Annotated in this window: 19 protein-coding genes and 1 tRNA gene; 6 read left to right on the top strand and 14 right to left on the bottom strand. The window is 69.1% G+C overall.

Annotated elements, in window-relative coordinates; genetic code table 11:
* Nucleotides 1–81: 81 nt before the first annotated feature.
* Nucleotides 82–1,356, bottom strand: a complete 1,275-nt coding sequence (hemA, locus tag ACUTAG_RS12360) for a glutamyl-tRNA reductase (protein ID WP_006391699.1) — start codon at nucleotides 1,354–1,356, stop codon at nucleotides 82–84.
* A gap of 283 nt (nucleotides 1,357–1,639) precedes the next feature.
* On the opposite strand from hemA, the gene ACUTAG_RS12365 reads away from it, so the two are divergent.
* Nucleotides 1,640–1,715: transfer RNA gene (locus tag ACUTAG_RS12365), tRNA-Phe, on the top strand.
* A gap of 61 nt (nucleotides 1,716–1,776) precedes the next feature.
* On the opposite strand, the gene ACUTAG_RS12370 is transcribed toward ACUTAG_RS12365, so the two are convergent.
* Nucleotides 1,777–2,385, bottom strand: coding sequence for a LysE family translocator (locus ACUTAG_RS12370; RefSeq protein WP_047992044.1), 609 nt, complete (start codon nucleotides 2,383–2,385; stop codon nucleotides 1,777–1,779).
* Between the two features lie 77 nt (nucleotides 2,386–2,462).
* The gene (locus ACUTAG_RS12375; protein WP_020926049.1) at nucleotides 2,463–2,939 is read right to left on the bottom strand and encodes an Lrp/AsnC family transcriptional regulator; all 477 of its coding nucleotides are present in this window, start codon (nucleotides 2,937–2,939) and stop codon (nucleotides 2,463–2,465) included.
* A gap of 193 nt (nucleotides 2,940–3,132) precedes the next feature.
* On the opposite strand from ACUTAG_RS12375, the gene ACUTAG_RS12380 reads away from it, so the two are divergent.
* Complete coding sequence (locus ACUTAG_RS12380) at nucleotides 3,133–3,777, top strand: LysE family translocator (protein ID WP_082388565.1); 645 nt, start codon at nucleotides 3,133–3,135, stop codon at nucleotides 3,775–3,777.
* A gap of 22 nt (nucleotides 3,778–3,799) precedes the next feature.
* Nucleotides 3,800–4,699: an EamA family transporter gene (locus tag ACUTAG_RS12385; protein ID WP_006389986.1), complete on the top strand. Its 900-nt coding sequence runs from the start codon at nucleotides 3,800–3,802 to the stop codon at nucleotides 4,697–4,699.
* Nucleotides 4,700–4,749: 50 nt separating this feature from the next.
* On the opposite strand, the gene ACUTAG_RS12390 is transcribed toward ACUTAG_RS12385, so the two are convergent.
* From ACUTAG_RS12390 to ACUTAG_RS12410, 5 genes are all read right to left on the bottom strand, one after another.
* Nucleotides 4,750–5,733: a Bug family tripartite tricarboxylate transporter substrate binding protein gene (locus tag ACUTAG_RS12390; protein WP_038504522.1), complete on the bottom strand. Its 984-nt coding sequence runs from the start codon at nucleotides 5,731–5,733 to the stop codon at nucleotides 4,750–4,752.
* 120 nt (nucleotides 5,734–5,853) lie between these two features.
* Nucleotides 5,854–6,639 carry a 2-oxo-tetronate isomerase gene (otnI, locus tag ACUTAG_RS12395; RefSeq protein ID WP_148317361.1) on the bottom strand — a complete coding sequence of 262 codons (786 nt, stop codon included), beginning with the start codon at nucleotides 6,637–6,639 and terminating at the stop codon, nucleotides 5,854–5,856.
* A gap of 74 nt (nucleotides 6,640–6,713) precedes the next feature.
* Nucleotides 6,714–8,735, bottom strand: coding sequence for a TonB-dependent receptor domain-containing protein (locus ACUTAG_RS12400; RefSeq protein WP_227740236.1), 2,022 nt, complete (start codon nucleotides 8,733–8,735; stop codon nucleotides 6,714–6,716).
* A gap of 212 nt (nucleotides 8,736–8,947) precedes the next feature.
* Nucleotides 8,948–10,039 (bottom strand): M14 family metallopeptidase, encoded by a 1,092-nt coding sequence (locus ACUTAG_RS12405; protein WP_148317365.1) that lies wholly within the window; start codon nucleotides 10,037–10,039, stop codon nucleotides 8,948–8,950.
* Nucleotides 10,039–11,370 carry an MFS transporter gene (locus ACUTAG_RS12410; RefSeq protein ID WP_070540533.1) on the bottom strand — a complete coding sequence of 444 codons (1,332 nt, stop codon included), beginning with the start codon at nucleotides 11,368–11,370 and terminating at the stop codon, nucleotides 10,039–10,041. Before ACUTAG_RS12410 ends, ACUTAG_RS12405 begins: the two co-directional genes overlap by 1 nt.
* A gap of 133 nt (nucleotides 11,371–11,503) precedes the next feature.
* Here ACUTAG_RS12410 and ACUTAG_RS12415 point away from each other — a divergent pair, with 133 nt between their 5' ends.
* Together ACUTAG_RS12415 and ACUTAG_RS12420 are read left to right on the top strand one after the other, a co-directional pair.
* Nucleotides 11,504–12,406, top strand: a complete 903-nt coding sequence (locus ACUTAG_RS12415) for a LysR substrate-binding domain-containing protein (protein ID WP_223203263.1) — start codon at nucleotides 11,504–11,506, stop codon at nucleotides 12,404–12,406.
* A gap of 67 nt (nucleotides 12,407–12,473) precedes the next feature.
* On the top strand, nucleotides 12,474–13,181 hold the full coding sequence (locus tag ACUTAG_RS12420) for a FadR/GntR family transcriptional regulator (RefSeq protein ID WP_006389979.1): 708 nt from the start codon (nucleotides 12,474–12,476) through the stop codon (nucleotides 13,179–13,181).
* 46 nt (nucleotides 13,182–13,227) lie between these two features.
* On the opposite strand, the gene otnK is transcribed toward ACUTAG_RS12420, so the two are convergent.
* The 6 genes from otnK to ACUTAG_RS12450 all read right to left on the bottom strand — a co-directional run bounded on the left by otnK (nucleotide 13,228) and on the right by ACUTAG_RS12450 (nucleotide 18,476).
* Nucleotides 13,228–14,490, bottom strand: a complete 1,263-nt coding sequence (gene otnK / locus ACUTAG_RS12425; RefSeq protein ID WP_054507883.1) for a 3-oxo-tetronate kinase — start codon at nucleotides 14,488–14,490, stop codon at nucleotides 13,228–13,230.
* Nucleotides 14,487–15,392 carry an L-threonate dehydrogenase gene (ltnD, locus tag ACUTAG_RS12430; protein ID WP_053500469.1) on the bottom strand — a complete coding sequence of 302 codons (906 nt, stop codon included), beginning with the start codon at nucleotides 15,390–15,392 and terminating at the stop codon, nucleotides 14,487–14,489. The genes otnK and ltnD overlap by 4 nt, the downstream gene beginning before the upstream one ends.
* Nucleotides 15,389–16,366 carry a D-erythronate dehydrogenase gene (gene denD, locus ACUTAG_RS12435; RefSeq protein ID WP_006389976.1) on the bottom strand — a complete coding sequence of 326 codons (978 nt, stop codon included), beginning with the start codon at nucleotides 16,364–16,366 and terminating at the stop codon, nucleotides 15,389–15,391. The genes ltnD and denD overlap by 4 nt, the downstream gene beginning before the upstream one ends.
* A complete protein-coding gene (gene otnI, locus ACUTAG_RS12440; protein WP_049050810.1) occupies nucleotides 16,363–17,154 on the bottom strand; it encodes a 2-oxo-tetronate isomerase in 792 nt (263 codons plus the stop codon). The genes denD and otnI (ACUTAG_RS12440) overlap by 4 nt, the downstream gene beginning before the upstream one ends.
* Before the next feature lie 51 nt (nucleotides 17,155–17,205).
* Complete coding sequence (gene otnC / locus ACUTAG_RS12445) at nucleotides 17,206–17,844, bottom strand: 3-oxo-tetronate 4-phosphate decarboxylase (protein WP_020926036.1); 639 nt, start codon at nucleotides 17,842–17,844, stop codon at nucleotides 17,206–17,208.
* 185 nt (nucleotides 17,845–18,029) lie between these two features.
* Nucleotides 18,030–18,476, bottom strand: a complete 447-nt coding sequence (locus tag ACUTAG_RS12450) for a hypothetical protein (RefSeq protein ID WP_148317367.1) — start codon at nucleotides 18,474–18,476, stop codon at nucleotides 18,030–18,032.
* Nucleotides 18,477–18,665: 189 nt separating this feature from the next.
* Between ACUTAG_RS12450 and ACUTAG_RS12455 the strand changes: the two genes are divergently transcribed.
* Complete coding sequence (locus ACUTAG_RS12455) at nucleotides 18,666–19,100, top strand: SecDF P1 head subdomain-containing protein (RefSeq protein WP_054446826.1); 435 nt, start codon at nucleotides 18,666–18,668, stop codon at nucleotides 19,098–19,100.
* Nucleotides 19,101–19,118 lie beyond the last annotated feature (18 nt).

Genomic DNA, 19,118 nt, shown 5'->3' on the forward strand with positions numbered 1-19,118 from the left:
ATGGGGATTCAGCAAGGGAAAACGGAAATGGCGGGCGCCCGCAACGAGCGCCCGCCGCAAGGCGGGGCGGAAGCAGCGCCGCTAACGGCGCGAGTCGCGGCCGGGGAACAGGCGCGGCATCCAGGCAAGCAGTTGCTTGCGGTCCTCGCCTTCGCTGCGGTTCAACGCCGCCAGCGGGCCATGCAGGTATTTCTGGGTCAGGCCGTGGGCCAGTTGCTCGAGCACGGCCTCCGGCGATTCGCCGCGCGCCAGCAGGCGGCGGGCGCGTTCGAGTTCGGCGGCGCTGACATCTTCGGCGGCCTGGTGCAGGTCGCGGATGACGGGCACCACTTCGCGCGATTGCATCCAGTGCATGAAGCCCTGGACGCGGGTTTCGATGATGGCCTCGGCCTGCACCACGGCGGCGCGGCGCGCGTCGGTGCCGGTCTGGACCAGGCGGCCCAGGTCATCGACGGAATACAGGTAGACGTCGTCCAGGCGGCCGACCTCGGGTTCGATGTCGCGCGGCACGGCCAGGTCGATCATCACCATGGGGCGGTGGCGGCGCAGGCGCGTGGCCCGTTCCACCATCCCCAAACCGAGGATGGGCAGGGAGCTGGCCGTACAGGAGACGACCACGTCGAATTCGGACAGGCGGTCGGTCAGGTCCGACAGCTTCATGGTGCTGGCCGAGAACCGGTTGGCCAGCAGCTCGGCGCGTTCGGCCGTGCGATTGGCCACCACCATGCTGCGCGGACGCTGCGCGGCGAAGTGGGTGGCGCACAGTTCGATCATTTCGCCCGCGCCGATGAACAGCGTGCGGGCCTGATCGAGGTTGCCGAACACGCGTTCGGCCAGGCGCACCGCGGCGGCGGCCATGGACACCGACTGCGCGCCGATGGCGGTCTGCGAGCGGACTTCCTTGGCCACCGAGAAGGTGCGCTGGAACATCTGGTGCAGCAGCGTGCCGAGCGAACCGGCCTCGCCGGCGGCGCGCACCGCGTCCTTCATCTGGCCGACGATCTGGGTTTCGCCCAGCACCATGGAATCGAGCCCGCTGGCCACGCGGAAGGCGTGGCGCACGGCGTCGTCCTGCTGGTGGCGGTACAGATGCGGGCGCAGCGTGCCGGCATCGAGGCGGTTGTGCTCGGCCAGCCACGCGGGCAGCTGGTCGGCCACGTGGCCATCGGCGGCGCAATAGATTTCGGTGCGGTTGCAGGTCGACAGGATGGCGGCTTCGCGCACCGATCCGCCGAACGCGGAACGCAGGCCTTCCAGCGCCGGCTTGACCAGATCGACGGGCATGGACACGCGTTCGCGAACCGAAACCGGCGCGGACGTGTGATTCAGACCGAAGGCTAGGACAGCTACCGACATGTAAAGGACAAGGCCGTGAGTATTAGAGCTGTGGTCCCCGCAAAGCCCATGCGGTGCAGCGTGCATGTAACAGCGGACCGGCCATGATTATACTCCCGCGGGTTATCCCCACGCCATTTGGGCCCCTGGCCGCGACCGTGTGTCGCACCCCATGCAACAGCCGTTTGCGATACCATGCGCCCCTGCCGCTTGCCGCGTTGGAAGGCGGCCCGAAAATTCTTCAAACTTTTTTCGGCGCGGCTGGCACAAGTCCAAAAAATTGTGTATAGTTGCGGACTTCGTTGGCCTGGTAGCTCAGTTGGTAGAGCAGCGGATTGAAAATCCGCGTGTCGGTGGTTCGATTCCGCCCCAGGCCACCAGAATTAAAAAGCCCGGCTCCTTGGAGCCGGGCTTTTGCATTGTGGCATTGGCGGGCGACGTTCAAGACCCCGGCAACGCCGCTCCCATCGCCGCGAACAATCCCCCGCACACCTTGTTGAAGCGCCGGCCAGCGCGCTCCAGCCAAGGCCGCACGCGATGCGCCAGGCGGGCCAGCACGTATTCCACCAGGAACTCGATGACCGCGAAGGTGGCGGCCATGATCACGAACTGCGTGAACAGGCTGCGCGCCGGATCGATGAACTGCGGCAGGAACGCGCCATAGAACAGCAGCGCCTTGGGGTTGGAAATCGCCGACAGGAACCCCTGGCTGAACATGCGCGTGCCGCGCAGCCGCGGCATGTCGGGCGCCGGGCGCAGTTGCACGCCGGGCGAGCGCCACAGCTGGATGCCGAGCCAGATCAGGTAGGCGCCGCCAGCCCATTTCAATACCGTCAGCGCCGGCCCCCAGGCCTTGAGCAGCGCGCTGATGCCCAGCATCGACAGGGCAATCAGGGCGATGAAGCCGACCGCGCCGCCGGCGATGGTGCACAGCGCCTTGCGATGGCCATGCAGCGCGCCGTGGGTCAGCGCCAGCAGGGTATTGGGACCGGGCGTGATCGACAGGCCGATCACGGCAACCAGATAGATGAGCCAGCTATGCAAGGCCATGGCGGGGATATGCGTAAAGGAGGGAGGCGGCCAGTCTAGCGCCGCCGGCTCGGGGCGCGCAATCGCCGGCCGGCACGTTATGCCTCGTCCGACGGCATCGTCGGCACCGCCAATCCGTATTTCACGCGATTCATCACCACCAGCGTCGAAAAGCGCTTCACATTGGGATCGCCCCAGAAGTGGCGCTGCGCGAACGCATCGTATTCCGCCATGTCGCGCACGGTCATGGTGACGACGAAATCCACTTCGCCCGTGACCGCCAGGCACTGCATGATCTCCGGCGCCTGGCGCATGGCGCGCTTGAAGGTGTCGAGCTTGTCGGCGCGCTCGCTTTCGAGCGACACCAGCACCACCATCATGATGTCGCGCCCCACCGCCGCCGGGTCCACCACCGAGACGTCGCCCAGCACCGCGCCGGACTCGCGCAGCCGCTTCATGCGGCGCAGGCACGATACCGGCGACAGGTTCACGCGCTCGGCCACCTCCTGGCTGGTGCGCTGGTTGTCTTCCTGCAGGCTCTGCAGGATCTGAAGGTCGAAATCGTCTAGTTCCATGGGGTCTCGGCGCCGCGGCGATCCAGGCCACGCGGGCCCGTAGGACGATTCTAAACGGGTGTGCGCCACGACCCGCCCCCAAATTCGACGGGAAACTTCATTTGCGCACCGCCGGCTGCAGGAATTAATCACCCGCCTTGCTTACACTGGGAACCCTCTGGCCGCACTCGCGGCCAGGCGCAGCCCGATTCCCATGCCGTCACTCCAGCTTTTCCTGCTTTTCCTGGCCGCCGACGCGGCGTTGAAACTCACCCCCGGCCCGGATATGGCGCTGACGCTGTCGCGCGGCATGACGCAGGGCTTCCGGCCTGCCTTCCACAGTGTGCTGGGGAACGTGGCGGCCGGATTCATCCAGGTGCCGGCCGTGGTGCTGGGGCTGGCCTCGGTGCTGCAGGCGTTTCCGACGCTGTTCCTGGCGATCAAGGCGGCCGGCGGCTTGTACCTGGGCTACCTGGGCATCAAGGCCATCCTGCGCTGCGCCCGCGACGCCGACATCACCCTGGCTGCGCGCCCCGGCGATGCGCGCGACGCTTTTTGGCAGGGCTTCATGACCAACCTGCTGAACCCGAAGGTGCTGCTGTTCATGATCGCCTTCCTGCCGCAGTTCACCACGCCGGACAACGGCCCGGTGTGGCTCCAGATGCTGGTGCTGGGCGTGACCATGAAGGCGTTGAGCCTGCCCTATGGCAGCTGTTTCGCCTACGGCGCGTCGCGCATCCGCGGCTGGGTCGGCCGCAACCCGTGGTTCCTGCGCATGCAGCAGGGATTGCTGGGCGCGATCATGCTGGCGCTGGCCCTTTACGTGCTCTACTCCACCGCCTCGACCCTCACCCCCTGATTTCTCGCGCAGACGCAGCACCATGACCGCCGCCACTCTCCCCTCCGGACGCGATGCCTCCGCTTCCACCCTGATGCCGACCTTGTCGCTGATCGGCGCCATGGCCTCGCTGTGCATCGGCACGTCGTTCGCCAAATCGCTGTTTCCCGAGGTGGGCGCGCAGGGCACGACGGCCTATCGCATCGTCATCGGCGCCATCATCCTGATCGCGTTCTGGCGCCCATGGCGCTTTCCGCTGACCGCTCGCAATGCCGCCAAGATCGCGCTATATGGCGTGACGCTGGCCTGCATGAACCTGCTGTTCTACATGGCGCTGCGGACCCTGCCGCTGGGCGTGGCCATCGCCATCGAGTTCACCGGCCCGCTGACGCTGGCGGTGGTGCTGTCGCGGCGCGCCATCGACTTCGTCTGGATCGCCTGCGCGCTGGCCGGGCTGGTGTTGCTGATCCCGACCGGCCAGTCGATGCATGACCTCGACCCCGTCGGTATCGCTTATGCGCTGGGCGCGGCAGTCTGCTGGGCGCTGTACATCATCTTCGGCAAGATGGCCGGCAACGTGCATGGCGGGCAGGCCACTTCCCTGGGATTGTTGGCGGCCACCATGGTGGCGCTGCCGGTGGGCGCGGCCCATGCCGGCATGGCGCTGCTGGACCCGAAGCTGATCCTGGCCGGCGTCGCGGTCGGCATCCTGTCGAGCGCCCTGCCCTATTCGCTGGAAATGGTGGCCCTGCGGCGCCTGCCGCAGAAGACCTTCGGCGTGCTGCTGAGCATGGAACCCGCCATGGGCGCGCTGGCCGGCGTCATCGTGCTGAACGAGCACCTGTCCGGCACGCAGTGGCTGGCGATCTGCGGCATCATCATCGCCTCGGCGGGCTGCGCCGCCACCGCGCGCCGCCAGAACCGCGCCGCCGCGGCCGGGTAGGCCGCGGGCCACGGCGGCGGCGCCCGCGGCGGGCGCGCCGCCACGCCGCGTCAATCCACCGAAATGTTCTTCTGCCGGATCACCGCGCCCCAGCTGTCGTACTGACGGCGCGCGTAGTCATAGAACTCGTTGGACGAACTGCCCATGGGCTCCATGCCTTGCAACTTGAGCTGCTTGACCACCTCGGGTGACTTCAACGCCGCCTGGATCGCGCCGCTGAGCTTGTCCACCACCTCGCGCGGCGTGCGCGCCGGGGCCACCACCCCTTGCCAGGCGGCGGCCTCCAGCGGCGGCCCGCCGCTCTCGCCGAAGGTCGGCACCTCGGGCAACTGCTCTGAACGCTCGTACGCCGGCACCGCGATGGCGCGCAGCTTGCCTGCCTCGATCAACGGCCGCGCCGCGGCCAGGTCCGCCATCATCAGCGGCACCACGCCCGCGGCCACGTCCTGCAAGGCCGGCGGCGTGCCCTTGTAGGGAATCGCGGTGGCCTTGGCGCCGAACATCGACAGGAACAGCTCCATCGCCAGATGGTGCGGGCTGCCCACGCCCAGCGACGCATAGCTGGCCGTCTTGTTGCGCGACAGGTAGTCCATCACGTCCGGCATGTTGTCCAGGTCGGAAGCCGGCGAGGCCACCAGCACGATAGGCAGCGCCACCAGGGTGGAGACCGGCGTCAGGTCCTTCCACGGGTCATAGGGCAGTTGCTTGTACAGCCACGGATTCAGGGCCAGCGTGCTCATGCCCGCGGTCATCACCGTATAGCCGTCGGGCGCGGCGCGCGCGGTTTCCTGGGCCGCCACGATGGTGGCGGCGCCGGGCCGGTTCTCCACCACCACCGGCTGGCCCAGTGTCTGGCTGACATGCTTGGCGACGATGCGGGTGGCCAGGTCGCTGCCGCCGCCAGCGCTGAAAGGCACCAGCCAGCGGATCGGATGGTCGGGAAAATCGCCGGCCCACGCGGGCATGGCGCTCGCCGCGAGCGCGGCGGCGGCCAGCGTCCCCAGCGCGCGGTGGATGAAACCTCTTCTGGACATGCGGTTGTCTCCTGGTGTTCTTTATTTAATTAACATATTAACTATATTTTCGGCAGGCGGCGAGCATGGCATGCGGGGCCGATCATGGGGACAGCATCATGGCGATACGCCGGTTGCCGCTCAAGCGCGGGCCGCGGCCAGCCAGCGCAGGCCGCCGGATGTGGCGGCCGCCGGGCGATACTCGCAGCCGATCCAGCCGGCATAGTCCAGTTCGCGCAGCACCGAGAAGATCCAGCCGTAGTCCAGCTCGCCACGGTCGGGCTCCTGGCGCAGCGGCACGCCGGCGATCTGCAGGTGCCCGACGCGTCCGGTGGGCAGGTACTGGCGCAATTTGGCGGTGACGTCGCCCTCGACGATCTGGCAGTGGTACAGGTCCATCTGCACCTTCAGGTTGGGCGCGTTGACGGCCTGCACCACCTGGTGGGCCTCGTCCTGCCGATTGAGGAAATAACCGGGAATGTCGCGCGTGTTGATGGGTTCGATCAGCAGCGTCACGCCGGCCGAACGCGCCTGGCGCGCGGCCCAGTCGAGGTTCTCGCGGTAGCAGTCCAGCATGGCGTCGCGCGCGACGCCATCCGGCGCCACGCCGGCCATCACGTGCACCTGCGAGCAGGCCAGCACAGTCGCATAGCCCAGCGCCTGCTCGATACCGGCGCGGAATTCGTCCTGGCGGTCCGGCAGCGCGGCCAGCCCGCGTTCGCCGCGCGCGCTCACGCCCGGCGGGGCATTGAACAGGACCTGCGACACGCCCGCGTCATCCATGCGCTCGCGCACGAAGGCGGCGGGCGCCTCGTAGGGAAACATGCATTCCACGCCCGCGAAACCGTCGGCCGCGGCGGCCGCATAGCGGTCCAGGAACGCATGTTCCGGGTACATCATCGACAGATTGGCGGCGAACTTCAGCATGGCGGACTCCGGGGCGGACGGCATGGCTGGAACTTAGCATATCCGCCCGCGGAATCCGGCTTCGCCGGCACGCCTCAATAGGTCATGCGCACGCCCAGCATCACGCTGCGGCCCGGCAGCGGCGCCACCGAGGAGATGAACGAAGCGTGGTTGTACGCCAGTTTGTTCAGCAGGTTGGTGCCGCGCAGATAGACTTCATAGCCGGTCGCGCCGTAGCGGCCGCGATACGCCACCACCGCGTTGACCAGGTTGTAGCCCGGCGTGCTGCTTTCGTAGGCGGCAATGTCCTTCTGCGAAAACACGCGGGCGTATTCGATGCCGCCCGACCATTGCTGCCACTTGACGTTGCCGCGCAGGCCGGCGCGCGCCGCCGGGATGCGCGGCAGGTTGCCGTCGCCGCCGGTCAGCTTGCCGCGCACATAGTCGCCGAACACCGCCGCCGAGAACACCGGCGTGAACTGGTGCCGCAGCTCGCCTTCCACGCCGGTGAATTCGGCGTCGCGCTGGGTGTACTCGATCAGGCGGAAGTCCTCGTAGCGGTCGAGCGTGTCGGCGTAGATGTAGTTCTTGACGCGGTTGTGGAACACGCTGGCCGAGAAAGTGGTGTCGCCGGCGTGCTTGCGCAGGGTCAGGTCGATGTTGTGCGAGGTCTCGCGGCCCAGGCCCGAGTTGCCCAGTTCGTAGGTGTTGGTGGCCAGGTGCACGCCATCGGCGTACAGCTCCTGCGCGCTCGGCAGGCGCTGCGAACGCGACAGCGACAGCGCCACGGAATACTGCGGCGCGAAGTCCCAGATGGCGGCGGCCGACAGCGAGGTGCCCGACAGGCTGCTGCGCGAGGCGCCGCCGGACGGCGCGATGCGCTGCCAGTCCTGGCGCGCGCCGACTTCGAAGCGCCAGTCGTTCAACTGGTATTCCTCCAGCACGAACAGGCCGTTCGAACGGGTCCGGCTGCGCGGCAGGAAGGCTTCCTCGCCATCGGCGCGGAAGTCGCTGTAGGCATTCTGCAGGCCGATCACCCCGCGCCAGCCGGCCACGGGCTTGTGCTGCAGTTCCACGCGCAGGTCGTAGCCCTTGTTCTTGAAGCGGGTGCCGACCTGGCCGCCCTCGATCTCGTCATGCTGGTAGTCGGTCAGTCCGCCACGCACGCGGATCTTCTCGAAGCCGGCGAAGGGATCCTGGTATTCGGCGCGCAGGTCCAGGCGGTTGCTGCGCAGCTTGACGTAAGGCACGCCGCCGTGTTCGTGATCGTGGTCATGGTCGTGGCCTTCCTCGCCTTCGTCGCCATGGTCGTGGTCGTGGCCACCGCAATGCAGATGGGTGCCGTGCGGATGGCAGCCTTCATACTCGTGGTTGTGGCCGGGCAGGCCGTACTTGCTTTCCAGGTGCGTGAACGCCAGGCCCACATAACCGCGCGGCGTGATCCACGACATGCCGACCGTGCCCTGGGAGGATTCGCTGTACGAACCCTCCAGCTTGCCGCCGGGCCAGTCCGGCACGTCGTAATCGCTGGTGCGCCGCTTCATGCCTTCCACCCGCACGGCGAACTGGCCCTCGCCGGCGGTGATGCCCACGGCGCCGGCGCGCTCCTTGGTGCCGGTGGCCCCGCGCAACTCGGCTTCCATTTCCACGCCCTTCTCCGGCACGGCGGTGGGGATCTTCTTGTCCACCACGTTCACCACGCCGCCGATCGCACCGCCGCCGTACAGCAGCGTGGCCGGGCCGCGCAGCACCTCGATGCGCTCGGCCAACAGCGGTTCCACCGTCACCGCGTGGTCTGGCGAGATGCCGGACGCGTCCATCACCTCGGAACCGTCGGACAGCACTTTCACGCGAGGCGCGGTCTGGCCGCGGATCACGGGGCGGCTGGCGCCGCCGCCGAAGGTGTCGCTGTTCACGCCCGGCTGGCTTTTCAGGGTTTCGCCCAGCGTGCCGGCGCGCCGCTCGACCAGCTCATCGCCTTCCAGCACGGAAGCCGGCAGCATGGTGCTGTTCAGGTCCAGCCCCAGCGGATTGGCCGACACGGTGATCGGCGCCAGCGTGCGGTTGCGCGACGGGTCGGCCTCGGTTTCGGCCTGCGCCACCGGCGCGGCCAGCATCAGCGAGCAAACCAGCGGCTTGAGCGCCCGCGCGCCCCGGCTCCTGCCCGCCCCGGCCGCGTTCCACCTGCCGCGCAACGCCTGCTTGTCCTGCGTATTGCCTTTCATCTTTACCCTCATTGATGTTATATCATTACAGAAAACTTAAGGATGATATAACATCTCAGAGACAAGACAAGCCGATTCCCGGGAATCGGCCCTGCCGGCAACACTCAGCCGGCCGCCAAGCCAAGCACCGCCTGCAGCACCGCCACGCGGCTCTGGCCCAGCACCGCTCCATGCCAGTCGGGCGCGTCGCAATAGAAGGCCTCCAGCGTCGTGCGCAGGATCTGGTCGCGCAACGTCGGCGCCGCGTCGGCATGCGCGCGCAGCCAGTTGCGGCCCCGCAGGGCATCGATCACCTGTTCGGAGGGTTGCGTGCCGTACTCCAGCGCCATCAGGGTGGGCACTGAATTCGGACAAGCCTGATAGATCAGACCCGCCAGGTGCCCGGTGATGTCCACCGAGGCCGACGTGCCCTGATAGGGCACGGCGATGTCGGTCCCCCACCAGCGGCGAGCGCGCTCCACCTCGGCATCGTCGCGGCGGCCAGCGTAGATCTTTTCGCCATGTCCGCGCGGCCCCAGCCCCGTATGCACATCGATCCAGCCGATCCGCGCAAAGCCGGCGGCATGTTCCTGGAGGATTCGGCGCAAGTTCAGCAGCGACGCGGCCGGGCGGTCGCCGCCATAGAACAGGCCGTCGGCGTGCGTGTACTGGCCGCGTGTCACGGCCTGCTTGAAGGCCGGCAGGCCATGCTCGCCGATATGGGCGGCGATCTGCGCGCGATTGGCGTCCGACGGCGGCCATTGCGCCGGCAGCAGCAGTTCATGGATCTGTCCGTAGCCGGGATTGGCGGGCAGCGGCTGGCCGTCGAACGGCTGGGCGTTGCGGTTCAGGTCGACATTGCCTTCGTCGGTGCGCGCGATCCACGAGAATCCATGCGGATTCACCGCATGCACCAGCAACAGCGCCACGCCGGCCTGGCGCGCGCGTTCGAGCATCTCGGCGTCGTCCAGCAGGGCCAGCTGGCAACCCGAGCCACAGAAGCCTTCCACGCCATGGGTGGCGGAGGTCATGATCAGCAACCGCTTGGCGTCGGCATCGCCGATCAGGGCGACGTCGGTGGCCAGGTCCTCGCCTTCGCGCCCCTTGGGCTCGATGGCATAGGACGCGAAGCGCGTGGCCAGCGGCCGGGCTGCGACGGTGAAGCGCTCGCGCGCCAAAGCATAGCTGCGGGAAAAGTAAGGGCTAGCGGATTGCATCAGGCCTCCTGGTTGTCGATATCGTCGCCGGTGCGGTCGCGGATCCAGAACAGCACCACCGTGGAAAGCGCCACCGCCACCATCAGGTACCAGGCAGGCGCCATGGGATTGCCGGTCACGTGCAGCAGCCAGGTCACGAAGAACTGCGCGAAACCGCCGAACACGGAAATCCCCAGGCCGTACACCACCGACATGCCGGTGGTGCGCACGGATTTGGGGAACAATTCGGGCAGCATGGTGATGCCCGGCGCCGACTGCATCGCCAGCAGCACCGATAGCAGCGCCACCACCAGCATCAGCCGCGCGCTGCTGGGCGCCGCCACCAGCCACTGGAAGCACGGCAGCAGCACCGCCACGGTCGTCACCCGCGACCAGAAGATCACGCGCTTGCGCCCCACCCGGTCGGCCAGCATGCCGACCAGCGGCGCGCACGCAAAACCGACCACGCCCACCACCACGCTGGCCGACAGGGTCGAGGTGGCAGGCAGGCCCAGCTCGCGGTGGGCGTACGACGGCATGTAGAAGCCGATGATCTGCGCGCACACCATGCCGCCGATCATCAGCAAGATGCCCTTGGCCACTTCGGTCTTGTGCTCGGCGAAGACGCGGCGCAGCGGCCGGTGGCCAGCGGCGCTCGGCCGGCGCGCCCCGGCCTCGTCGACATGCAGCGTCTCTTCCAGGTTGCGGCGGATGTAGGCGCCCACCGGCACCGTCAGGATGCCGATCACGAACGGCACCCGCCAGCCCCAGGCCTGCATCTGCTCGGCGCTGAGCGCGGCGGTCAACGTGCCCACCACCACCGCGCCCAGCGCCACGCCGAGCGACTGGCTGCCGAACTGCCAGCTGGAATAGAAGCCGCGTCGCGACGGCGGCGCGTGCTCGACCAGCAGCGTGGTCGAGGCGCCGACCTCGCCGCCGGCGGCAAAGCCCTGGATCAGCCGCGCCAGCACCATCATGACCGGCCCCAGCAGGCCCATCTGCGCGTGCGTGGGCGCGGCGGCGATCAACGCACAGCCCAGGCCCATCAGCCACAGTGTCAGCGTCATGGCGGCGCGGCGGCCATGGCGGTCGGCGTAGGAGCCGATCAGCATGCCGCCCACCGGCCGCATCAGGAAGCCGACGCCGAACGTGGCGGTGGTCAGCAGCAGCTGGCCGTAACTGGAGGCCGCCGGAAAGAACAGCGGCCCGATGACCAGCATCAGAAAAGTGAATACAGTGAAGTCGAAGAACTCGAGCGCGTTGCCGATGGTGGTGCCGGCGATGACCCGCCGGCGCATGGAAGGCGTATGCAGGCTGCGCGCGCCGGCGCCGGCCGCGATGGCGATAGACATGTTTTCCCCTTGATGTCCGATCTCTGTGCCGGCCCGTGTTTCCGGTAACCGTGCCTAGTGAATATACGGATGGCCCGCGAAACGCAAAAGACAGTATTTTTGACGCAGTGATGACTTTTACTTATAGCCCGCCGTGCCCGCTCCGATGAACCTGCGCCAGTTGCGCGCCTTCGTGCTGATCGCCGAACACGGCAGCATCCGCGCCGCCGCCCGCGCCCTGTGCGTGACCCAGCCGGCGGCCACGCGCAGCCTGCGCGAACTGGAACAGAGCCTGGGCGCCGAGCTGGTGCGGCGCAGCGCCAAGGGGGTCGAACTGACGCCCTACGGCCAGGCGCTGCACAAACGCGCCGTGCTGATCCTGCAGGAAGCCCGGCGGGCGCAGGAAGACATCGACCAGATGCGCGATGGCGAAGGCGGCACGCTCAACCTGGCCATCAGTTCATCGGTCTTGCCGATACTGCCGGCCGCGCTGGCCGCGTTTCGCGCCCGCATGGCGCGCGTTGCCGTGGCCTTCCATGAAGTCGCGCCACCCTACAGCCACGAACAGCTGGAAACCGGCCGCTACGACCTGGTGGTGCAGACCGAATACGACGGCGACATCTATGACGGCTTTGCCCGCACCACGCTGTTCACCCTGCCGCTGGCGGTGGGCGCGCGCGCCGATCATCCGCTGCGTCACGCCACCGACCTGGCCGAACTGCGCGACCTGCTGTGGCTGATGCCCGGCAATACCCAGACGCCCACCAATCTGCTGCGCCTGGCCTATGCGGAACGCGGCCTGCCGCCGCCCACCGACGTGATTCCGTGCCAGTCCATCGCCATCGCGCTGGCGATACTGGACCAGAGCGACGCGGTGGGCTTTTTCGTGCGCAACGGCCTGCACCGCGTGCTGGCGCCGACGTCCTTGTGCATATTGCCGCTGGCGCATCCGCTGCCGGCGGCGCGGGTGTCGATCCTGACCCGGGCGGATTCGCCGCCGACGCCGGCCGCGCAGTTTTTCATCGAGTGCCTGAACCGCGCCCGCGCGCCGGCCTGATGCGGCGGGTTATCATGAGCCCCCACTCCCAGGGCGGTGACCCGCCTTGCTTACGCGGCCCCATGCCATGGCGTTTCCCCGACTCAACACGCCCCCCACGCTGACCGATACGGTGGCCAAGCAGTTGCTCGCCGAGATCGACGCGGGCCGCGTGCTGCCCGGCGAAAAGCTGCCCACCGAAACCCGCCTGGCCGAGCAGTTCGGCGTCAGCCGCACCGTCATCCGCGAAGCGGTGTCGCGGCTGCGCCAGGACGGCATCGTCGAGGCGCGCCAGGGCAGCGGGGTGTTCGTCACCGGCCACGACGGCAACCGCGCGCTGCGCATCGACGCGGCCGAGCTGGCCTCGCTGGACGCGGTGCTGCACATCGTCGACCTGCGGCGCGCGCTGGAAACCGAAATCGCGGCACAAGCCGCCGCCCGGCGCGGCGAGCGCGACATGGCGGCCATCGACGACGCGCTGGCGGCCATCGCCACCGCGGTCGACAACGGTGGCGACGGCGTCAAGGAAGACGTGGCCTTCCACCGCAGCATCGCGCGCGCCACCGGCAATCCGTACTTCCTCGCCACGCTGGCGTTCGTCAGCCAGTATCTCGAAGCCGCCACCCGCGTCACGCGCGGCAACGAGGCGCGCCACGCCGACCAGATGCGCGCGGTGCTGCGCGAACACGAAGCCATCGCCGAGGCCATCCGGCGCCAGGACGAGGACGCGGCGCGCGAAGCCGCCCGCATCCACATGGTCAACGCGGCCAAGCGCCTGCGCCTGGCGCATCGCTGAACGCGCCCGCCTTCGAAGGCGCGGCGCAAGGGCCGGCGATCGGTTCTCAGGCAGTCGGGCGGAACGCCCGCGTGAAGAAATCGGCGCCCCCGAAATTGCCCGACTTCAAAGCGATGCTGATGCGCGCCTGCACCGCCTGCGCGTACCCGGCGCACCACGGCACCCCGGGATCGATCTGCTCGCCGATGGCCAGTTGCGCCAGGCCCAGCGCCCGCACCACCGCGCCCGAGGTCTCGCCGCCCGCCACGATCAGCTGCCGCACCCCGAGCCGCGCCAGGCCCGCCGCGATCCGCGCGATCGCGTCCTCGACCAGGGCGCCGGCGCGGGCCGCGCCCAGGCTGGCCTGCGCCGCCTGCACCGCGTCGGGCCGGGCGGTCGAATAGATCAGGATGGGACCGTCGGGCAAGCGCGGCGCGGCCCAGGCCAGCGCCTGCGCCACGACGTCATCGCCCGCGTCGATACGCAGCGGGTCCAGCGCCAGCGCGGGCCGGCCGGTCGCGATGAACGCGGCCACCTGCCCCTGGGTGGCGGTCGAGCAGCTGCCCGCCACCACGGCCTGCGCGCCCGCTGCGCGCGGCAGCCCGGCGGCGGCGCCCGGCGCCAGCCCCCAATTGCCAGGCAGGCCGATGGCCACGCCCGATCCCCCGGTCACCAGCGGCAGATCCTTGGCCGCCGAGCCCAGCGCCAGCAGGTCGTCGTTGGAGATGGCATCGACGATGGCGATCTCCACCCCCGCCTGCCGCAGTTCGTCGATGCGATCATGAATCGCGCGGGCGCCACGCGCCACCACCGCGTAGTCGATCAGGCCGACCTTGCGCCGCGTCTGCGCCGCCAGCACGCGCACCAGGTTCGCGTCGGCCATCGGCGTCAAGGGATGATCCCGCATGCCCGATTCGTTCAACGGCACGTCGCCGGCGAACAGATAGCCCTTGAACACCGTGCGCTGGTTGTCGGGAAAGGCCGGCGTGGCAATGGTGAAATCCGTATCCAGCGCCGTCATCAGCGCATCGGCGACCGGACCGATATTGCCCGCGGGCGTGCTGTCGAAGGTCGAGCAGTACTTGAAATAGATCTGCCCGGCGCCCTGCGCCCGCAGCCAGGCCAGCGCCGCCAGCGATTGCGCCACCGCTTCGGCGGCCGGCAGCGTGCGGGTCTTGAGCGCCACCACCACCGCGTCCGCCGGCGTCTCGAGCGGTCGGGCCGGCACGCCGATGGCCTGCACGGTGCGCATGCCGGCGCGCACCAGGTTGTTGGCCAGGTCGGTGGCGCCAGTGAAGTCGTCGGCGATGCAGCCCAGTTTGATCGTCATGCGGACTCCGGCAAAGTGATTCCGGGGAAGATCTTGATGACCGCGCTGTCGTCTTCGCGGCCGTGCCCGGCGGCCGACGCCTGCATGAACATCTGGTGCGCGGTGGACGCCAGCGGCAAGGGAAAGCTGCTGTGGCGCGCCGTGTCCAGCACCAGCCCCAGGTCCTTCACGAAGATGTCCACCGCCGACAGTGGCGTGTAGTCGCCCGCCAGCACGTGCGCCATGCGGTTCTCGAACATCCAGCTGTTGCCGGCGCTGTGGGTGATGACCTCGTACAAGGCATCGGCGTCGACGCCTTCGCGCAGGCCCAGCGCCATGGCCTCGGCCGCAACGGCAATGTGCACGCCGGCCAGCAGCTGGTTGATGATCTTGACCTTGCTGCCCGCCCCGGCGCGCTCGCCCAGCCGGTAGACCTTGCCCGCCATCGACTCCAGCACGTTGCCGCAGGCGGCATAGGCGGCCGCGGTGCCGGCGGTCATCATGGTCATCTGGCCGGCCGCGGCCTTGGCCGCGCCGCCCGAGATCGGCGCATCCAGGTAGTGGATGCCCAACGTCGCCAGGCGCGCCTCCAGCCCGCTAGACCAGGCCGGGTCCACCGTCGAGCACATCACGAATACGCTGCCGGGCCGCATGGCCGCCGCGATGCCGCCCTCGCCGAACAGCACGCTCTCGGTCTGCTGCGCGTTCACCACCACGCTGACCACCACCTCGCAGGCGACGGCCATGTCGGCCAGCGTCGCGCAGGCCACGCCGCCTTCTTCGGCGAACGCCGCCGCGACGCCCGGCCGGATGTCGTAGGCATGCACCCGGCAACCGGCGCGGCGCAGGCTCTGCGCGATGCCCGCCCCCATCGCGCCCAGGCCGATCACGCCGACCGGGCGCATTTCGTTGACTGCGCTCATGCCTGCCCCCGCAAGTCGTCGCCGATGTAGGCGCGGATGATCTCGGCGAAATCGCTGTCGCCCTCCAGCCCCAGGCGCGCCGCCCGCGCCGTGTCCCAGCGGCCCGGCCAGCTGCCGACGATGGCCTGCACCCGCGCATCCGCCTGCCAGCGGATGCGGTCGGCCACCGCGTCGCCCGCGATCTCGCGCAAGGCCCGCACCATCTCGGCCGCCGTCACCGAGACGCCCGGCAGGTTGATCGGCCGGCGATCCGCCACCGCTCCGGCGTCCAGTTCGCAACCGGCGATCAAGGCCTGCACCGCCCGGCGCGGCGACAGCAGCCACAGGCGAGTGTCGGCGGCCACCGGGCATGCCGCCGGCTCGCCATTGAGCGGCTCGCGGATGATGCCGCTGGCGAACGACGAGGCCGCCGCGTTGGGCCGGCCCGGCCGCACACTGATGGTGGGCAGGCGCAGCGCGCGGCCGTCGACGAAGCCGCGGCGCGTGTAGTCCGCCAGCAGCAGTTCGGCAATGGCCTTCTGCGTGCCATAGGAGGATTGCGGATTGAGCGCGGTGTCGTCACGCACCGTTTCCGGCAGGGCGCCGCCGTAGACCGCGACCGAGCTGGTGAACACCACGCGCGGCCGATGGCCTTGCCGACGGCAGGCCTCCAGCAAGGCGCGCGAGGCATCCAGGTTGATGCGCATGCCCAGGTCGAAATCGGCCTCGGCCTGGCCGCTGACGATGGCGGCCAGGTGGAAGATCACCGCCGTATCGGCGCCGATCAGGGATCGCAGGCAATCGGGATCCGCGACATCGCCCTCGACCGAACGCACGCGCGTGTCGTTGATGGCGTCGGTCCGGGTCACGTCGAGCAGGTCGATCTGGGAGATCGGCACGCGCTCGCCACCCAGGGCCAATCGCCCCTGTTCCAACAGCTTGCGCGCCAGGCGCTGGCCCAGGAAGCCGGCGCCGCCGGTAATCAGTATCTTCATCGCTCGCCTCCCGCGAGATAGGGTTTGGCCCAGCCGAGCCCCGCCGTCGTGGCGCCCTTGGGCCGGTATTCGCAGCCGATCCAGCCCGCGTAGCCCAGCGTGTCGACCAGCGCCAGCAGGTACGGGTAGTTCAGTTCGCCCAGGTCGGGCTCGTGGCGGTCCGGCACGCCGGCGATCTGGATATGGCCGATGCCCGCCATGTCGCGCCGCAGCTTCACCGCCAGGTCGCCCTCGACGATCTGGCAGTGGTAGCAATCGAACTGCACCCGCAGGTTGTCGGCGCCGACCTCGGCGCGGATGGCCTGGGCCTCGTCCTGGCGCGTCAGGAAATAGCCGGGCATGTCGCGCGGATTGATCGGCTCGATCACGATGGTCACGCCAGCGCTGGCGGCCGCGCGCGCGGCGCTTTCCAGGTTGCGCAGGTAGGCCTGGCGATGCGCGGCGCGCTCCTGCCCGGCCGGGACCCGTCCCGCCATCACGTGCAGGCTGCGGTTGCCCAGCGCCGCGGCATACTCCAGCGCCCGGTCCAGGCCGCGGCGAAACTCGTCCTCGCGCCCCGGCAGCGCGGCGATACCGCGCTCGCCGGCCGCCCAGTCGCCCGGCGGCGCGTTGAACAGCGCCTGCGTCAGGCCGTGCGCCTGCAGCCGCGTCCGGATCTCGGCGGCCGGATGGTCATAGGGAAACAGGAACTCCACGCCCTGGAAACCATCGCGCGCGGCGGCGGCGAAGCGCTCCAGGAACGGGTGTTCCGCATACATCATGCTCAGGTTCGCGGCCAGGCGCGGCATGTCGGCTCCTTCAGGTCGTGGCGGGCGCCGTCGGCCCGCGCAATGCGCGGATCAATAGCGCGCCCCGAACACGGCGCGCAATTCCTCGACCGCCGTCTCGGACAGGGGCGCGGGCCGGGGCTCGGACATCAGCCACAGGCGCGCGGTCTCTTCCAGTTCCTCCAACGCATGGGACGCGTGGGACACCGACCGCTCCCACACCACGGGCCCCAGGCGCTCGAACAGCACCCCCCGGACCTGCGCCGCCAGCGCCGCCACCTGCGCGGCCGCGACCGGATCGCCCGGCCGCCGATAGGGGATCAGCGGAATGCGGCCCACCTTCATCACCTGGTAGGGCGTGATCGGCGGCAATACCTCGTCCTGGCGCCAGACGCCGGCCAGCGTCAGCGCCACCAAGTGCGTCGAATGCGTATGCACCACGCCGCGCGCGGCGGGATCGGCCTGGTAGATGCCCTGGTGCAGCGCCAGGGTCTTGGAAGGCTTGCCGCCCGAAACCGGATTGCCGGCCAGGTCCACCTTGGCCAGCTCGGCCGGATCGAGTCGGCCCAGGCAGGCGTCGGTGGGCGTGATCAGCCAGCCGTCATCCAGGCGCGCACTGATGTTGCCGGCCGCGCCGACGGTATAGCCGCGTTGGTAGAGACTGGCCCCGACGGTGCAGATCTCCTCGCGGATACGGGTTTCCAGGCTCATGGCGCGCCCCGCGCAGGGCGGTGACGGACAGCGGAATAGTCTTGCGGCATGCGCGCCCCCTCGGCATAGTCATATGGTCATCATACAAATTTTGCCGAAAAAACCGGTAGCGGGATTACCCGGTAGCGCGAGCCTTGCCTCGTCCGTCGCCCCCTCGTCCGTCGCCCGTTAGCGAGCGACGGCCCTCACAGCGAATAGCGGTAGTCGCAATTCAAGGTCGCCTTGAGCGGATTGCCCGCTCCCGAGGCGGTCGGGCCGCCCGGCCGCGGCCCGGTCAGCTTGGCCTGGAAAGTGCCGGCCACATCCCCGTTGGCAACCTTCCTGACCGCGACGGTGCCCGGCAAGGCGTACAGCGTCAGCGGCCAGGCGTCGCCGGGGGCGACAAGGGTGAAGACGCCCAGCGGAAAATCCTCCACCACGTAGGCCGGGGCATCGCCCGAGTCGAAGCCCTGCGTCGCGTTTCCATAGGTCAGCGTCAGGTTGAGCTCCTCGGACGACGGCGACGGAATGGCGCCGCGCAGCGCCACCTTGCCGCTTTCCGAAACGCACGACAGCTCGGCCGGCGCAGAGCCGGCGTGGGCCGCGCCGGCCAGCAGCAGGCAGGACAGAAACCAGGGGGCGGACAGCTTCATGTGACGGGATTCCTTGCAGTGGCCGGACGCGGCCCGGGGGGCGATCATCGAGCCGCCATATTAGCGGCCAAATGCCCGCCAGCCCACCGGCGGCAGGCAATGCCAGCGTTCGCATACAAGTCGTAATACGCATCGCCGTCGATGAGGCTAGGATGCCGTCATCGATCCGCCGCTTCCCGGAGCCCGCCCATGACCGTTGTCCGATCCCTCGCCTGCGCCGCGCTGCTGCTGGCGGCCGCCGCCTCCCACGCCGAAAGCGTGGCCCTGCGGGCCGACGAAGCCACCGCCGGCGTCGACCCGCAAACCTCGATGCGCTATGTCGACGTGGTGCTGCATCCCGACAGCCGCCAGGCCCTGGCGGACTTCACCCGCGACCGCGTCGGCAAGCGCATCCAGCTGCGTTCGAACGGCGTGCTGCTGTCCTCGGCCACGCTGCAAAGCCCGCTAGAAGGCGACAGCTTCCGCATCGTCGCGGGCGAGCATGGCTTCGCCGGCAAGTCCGCCGACGAGATCGCCAAGGGCATCATGCGTGGCGGCGGCCTCACGGTGGATGACGAAGGCTCGACCCCGGGCGACATCGGCACCCGGCCCAGCAAGCGGTCCGCCCCGGCCGGGAGCAACTGAACCGGTCCTCGCGACCGA

Source organism: Achromobacter sp. CSND-B12 (assembly GCF_052906545.1).

Bases quoted from the DNA above. Each gene is read 5' to 3' on its own strand.
- hemA (WP_006391699.1), bottom strand. From the start codon at position 1,356: ATGTCGGTAGCTGTCCTAGCCTTCGGTCTGAATCACACGTCCGCGCCG.
- ACUTAG_RS12370 (WP_047992044.1), bottom strand. From the start codon at position 2,385: ATGGCCTTGCATAGCTGGCTCATCTATCTGGTTGCCGTGATCGGCCTG.
- ACUTAG_RS12375 (WP_020926049.1), bottom strand. From the start codon at position 2,939: ATGGAACTAGACGATTTCGACCTTCAGATCCTGCAGAGCCTGCAGGAA.
- ACUTAG_RS12380 (WP_082388565.1), top strand. From the start codon at position 3,133: ATGCCGTCACTCCAGCTTTTCCTGCTTTTCCTGGCCGCCGACGCGGCG.
- ACUTAG_RS12385 (WP_006389986.1), top strand. From the start codon at position 3,800: ATGACCGCCGCCACTCTCCCCTCCGGACGCGATGCCTCCGCTTCCACC.
- ACUTAG_RS12390 (WP_038504522.1), bottom strand. From the start codon at position 5,733: ATGTCCAGAAGAGGTTTCATCCACCGCGCGCTGGGGACGCTGGCCGCC.
- otnI (WP_148317361.1), bottom strand. From the start codon at position 6,639: ATGCTGAAGTTCGCCGCCAATCTGTCGATGATGTACCCGGAACATGCG.
- ACUTAG_RS12400 (WP_227740236.1), bottom strand. From the start codon at position 8,735: ATGCTGGCCGCGCCGGTGGCGCAGGCCGAAACCGAGGCCGACCCGTCG.
- ACUTAG_RS12405 (WP_148317365.1), bottom strand. From the start codon at position 10,039: ATGCAATCCGCTAGCCCTTACTTTTCCCGCAGCTATGCTTTGGCGCGC.
- ACUTAG_RS12410 (WP_070540533.1), bottom strand. From the start codon at position 11,370: ATGTCTATCGCCATCGCGGCCGGCGCCGGCGCGCGCAGCCTGCATACG.
- ACUTAG_RS12420 (WP_006389979.1), top strand. From the start codon at position 12,474: ATGGCGTTTCCCCGACTCAACACGCCCCCCACGCTGACCGATACGGTG.
- otnK (WP_054507883.1), bottom strand. From the start codon at position 14,490: ATGACGATCAAACTGGGCTGCATCGCCGACGACTTCACTGGCGCCACC.
- ltnD (WP_053500469.1), bottom strand. From the start codon at position 15,392: ATGAGCGCAGTCAACGAAATGCGCCCGGTCGGCGTGATCGGCCTGGGC.
- denD (WP_006389976.1), bottom strand. From the start codon at position 16,366: ATGAAGATACTGATTACCGGCGGCGCCGGCTTCCTGGGCCAGCGCCTG.
- otnI (WP_049050810.1), bottom strand. From the start codon at position 17,154: ATGCCGCGCCTGGCCGCGAACCTGAGCATGATGTATGCGGAACACCCG.
- otnC (WP_020926036.1), bottom strand. From the start codon at position 17,844: ATGAGCCTGGAAACCCGTATCCGCGAGGAGATCTGCACCGTCGGGGCC.
- ACUTAG_RS12450 (WP_148317367.1), bottom strand. From the start codon at position 18,476: ATGAAGCTGTCCGCCCCCTGGTTTCTGTCCTGCCTGCTGCTGGCCGGC.
- ACUTAG_RS12455 (WP_054446826.1), top strand. From the start codon at position 18,666: ATGACCGTTGTCCGATCCCTCGCCTGCGCCGCGCTGCTGCTGGCGGCC.